The organism is Rubrivirga sp. (genome assembly GCF_049648075.1).
In the GTDB taxonomy this organism is placed as follows: Bacteria; Bacteroidota; Rhodothermia; order Rhodothermales; family Rubricoccaceae; genus Rubrivirga.
Map to the genome: position 1 here is coordinate 1 of NZ_JBARYR010000586.1, position 1,821 is coordinate 1,821.

The window sequence follows — 1,821 nt, forward strand, 5'->3', positions numbered from 1 at the left end:
CTTCTCGACGACCTCGGTCGAGACGTTGGCGGCGGAGCCGGACTGCTCGATCACGCTCGGGCTCGGTCCTGATCCCGGTACCTCGTCGCCCGAGAGCGTCGTGGAGGTCCCGCCGTCGATGTCGCCCGACGCGTCGCGGTCGGAGTCGGGCGCGGCGGCCTCGAGGTCGGCGGCGGAGTACATCGCGTCGATGGCCGTCGAGGCCGCGTCGACGGTACCGGGGACGGTCACGGCGCCGGCTCGGTAGAGCCCCTCGAACGTGTCGACCAGGACCTGGAGCGAGACGTCCTGGGCGTCGACGTCGCCGCTGTCGTCGCCGCCCGTGATCGAGACGGCTGCGGCGCTCGGGCCGTGCTCGTGGAGCGCGTCGACGGCGCGCTGTCCGCCCGTCGAGACGAACGTGGTCTGGCCGGCGTACTGCGGCTCGCCGTTGACGACCCCGAGGACGGTCTTGGCCGCGTCGTCACCGGACACGGCGCGCAAGTCGCGGACAGCGTAGGTCGGCTCGGCGCCGTCGGTCATGACCTCGACCAGGGCGAACGAGCGGGGGGTGGCGTCGGGAGAATGGAGGGCGCAAATAAAGCGAGCCATCGAGCAGAAAGGGGTTGTGAGAGTGGTCGCTTCGAACGGGTGGGCCTCGGCCACCGTTCCGTCCCTTCGGCTACGCTCAGGGCATGCCTCGAGGCTGGCGTCGCCTAGTTGTGACGCGCCTTCGACGCGGCCAGGGCGATCGGTGGAGGCGGCTGTCCGGCCACGCGGTAGCCCACCACGCCTCCGCCCTCGACGAAGACGACCAACCCCTCGGCCTCGGGGTCGTAGGTCTCGAGCTGGTGCGCCTCCCAGCCTTCGAAGTCGGCCTCGGTCGTGCCGGGCAGGTTGTGGATCTGGGTCGTGTAGAACAGGCGCTCGGGCTCGAACGGTCGAGGACGAAACCGGCGCGGCGGGTCGCTCCGCCACAGCACGACGGCGCCGGCGCCGTGACGCCGGTAGCCCTCGTAAGCCGCCGCCGAGAGCTCCGCCCAATGGTCGGACAGGAACGTCTGGTGCGACGCGGCCCGGCGCTGGACGGCGCGCGACCGGTCGGACCTCGACGTAATCGTGACGAGCCCTCGGGGCGTGGAGACGGAGACGGAGGACTCGGACACGTCGACAATCAGAGATGACCGGAGCCACGCCGGCTCCCGGACCCTGTTCCAGCCGATCTATCTTTCGGGCCTCTCCCCTCTCTGATATGCCCCGCTATTCAACCTTCGACGAGGTCTTGGCCTCCTACCCCTCCCGCTTCAACGGTGACAAAGCGCAGTCCATGGACGACAAGGTCCACATGCAGCTCACCGGCGACAACGCGCGCGACGTGACGCTCTACGTCCACAACGGCGAGCTCGACATCATCGAGGGCGAAGTGCCCGAGGACCCGACGCTCCGGCTGACGGCCAAGGCCGAGGACTGGGTCAAGATCGAGAACGGCGACCTCAACCCGATGATGGCGATGATGCAGGGCAAGGTCAAGATGAAGGGCTCGGTCCCGTTCGCGACCAAGTTCATGACGCTGTTCGGCTACGGCGGCTAGCGCTTGGACACGCCCGTCACCGTCCAGCACGCCCTCGAGGTCGTCCGCTCCGCCGCGCCGTCCCCTGGGGGCGAGCGCGTCGCCCTCGAGGACGCCGTCGGACGCACGCTGAGCACACCCGTCACGGGCGGCCCGCTGCCGCCGTTCGACACGTCGGCGATGGACGGGCTGGCCGTCCGCATGTCCGACCTCGAGGCCGTTCCGGCTCGCGTGCCGGTCGTCGAGGTGGTCCACGCCGGAGACCCGCCGCC

Annotated in this window: 3 protein-coding genes and 1 pseudogene; 2 read left to right on the forward strand and 2 right to left on the reverse strand. The window is 70.0% G+C overall.

All coding sequences use genetic code 11. The features are described from left to right. Together WBA11_RS16210 and WBA11_RS16215 are read right to left on the reverse strand one after the other, a co-directional pair. On the reverse strand, positions 1-522 hold a 522-nt coding region (locus WBA11_RS16210; RefSeq protein WP_424521693.1), incomplete at its 3' end, for a hypothetical protein. 173 nt (positions 523-695) lie between these two features. Continuing rightward, a complete protein-coding gene (locus tag WBA11_RS16215) occupies positions 696-1,145 on the reverse strand; it encodes a hypothetical protein (RefSeq protein WP_424521694.1) in 450 nt (149 codons plus the stop codon). Between the two features lie 86 nt (positions 1,146-1,231). Here WBA11_RS16215 and WBA11_RS16220 point away from each other — a divergent pair, with 86 nt between their 5' ends. Together WBA11_RS16220 and WBA11_RS16225 are read left to right on the forward strand one after the other, a co-directional pair. Further along, positions 1,232-1,570, forward strand: a complete 339-nt coding sequence (locus WBA11_RS16220; protein WP_424521695.1) for an SCP2 sterol-binding domain-containing protein — start codon at positions 1,232-1,234, stop codon at positions 1,568-1,570. Positions 1,571-1,573: 3 nt separating this feature from the next. Then, positions 1,574-1,821: pseudogene (locus tag WBA11_RS16225) on the forward strand (hypothetical protein); the annotation flags it as partial.